Source organism: Paraburkholderia sp. RL17-347-BIC-D (assembly GCF_046027915.1).
In the GTDB taxonomy this organism is placed as follows: Bacteria; Pseudomonadota; Gammaproteobacteria; order Burkholderiales; family Burkholderiaceae; genus Paraburkholderia.
Window position 1 is genome coordinate 1 of the sequence record NZ_JARESS010000218.1, and the last position, 703, is coordinate 703.

General features: G+C 68.3%; 1 protein-coding gene. It reads right to left on the minus strand.

Annotation, left to right across the window (positions count from 1 at the left end):
- Positions 1–22 precede the first annotated feature (22 nt).
- Positions 23–703 (minus strand): c-type cytochrome (locus P0D96_RS48245; RefSeq protein ID WP_408321420.1); only part of this gene is annotated, 681 nt, incomplete at its 5' end.

Consider the following 703-nt stretch of genomic DNA (forward strand, 5'->3'; position numbering starts at 1 on the left):
CGTCACACGAGGCCGCGTGCGATCAATGGCTCAAGACGGCGCCCGGTGGCATCCCGGGCGCGTGCACCGTGACGGTCTTGCGGACTTTCGCCACATCCGTCGCGCTGACCATCGGCGCCGCGTTGCCCCAACTGTTGCGCACGAAGTTGGTCACATCCGCGACTTCCTGATCGTTCAGGCGCCAGCCGAAGGCCGGCATCGTGAACGCGGAGGGCGCGGTCTTCGTGCCTTCGAGCGTGCTGCCGGTGAGCAGCACGTGAACCAGCGAGGTCGCGTCCTTGCCCTGCACGACCGGATTGCCACCCAGTGCCGGAAACACGCGGTTGTAGCCGCGGCCGTCGCTGCGGTGGCAGGCCGTGCAGTTGTCGCGATACACGGCCGCGCCCGGCGCGGTGGCGTCGCCCATGCGCAGGGCGCGCGCGGCCGTGTCGTCGTACGCGTAGGGCGTTTCCTTCGGATCCGTCGACGGCAGCGCCTTCAGATAACGCGCAATCGCGGTCAGATCGGCGTCGCTCATGTGCTGCATGCTGTGCTGCACGACGTCCGTCATGCCGCCGAAGGCCGCACTGTGTTGCGTGCGTCCGGTCTTCAGGAATTGCACGAGATCGGCTTCGCTCCACGCACCGATGCCGGTGCGCGGATTGCCGCGCAGGCTCGACGGAATCCAGCCGTCGATCGTCGCTCCGCCCGCGAGAAACGCCGG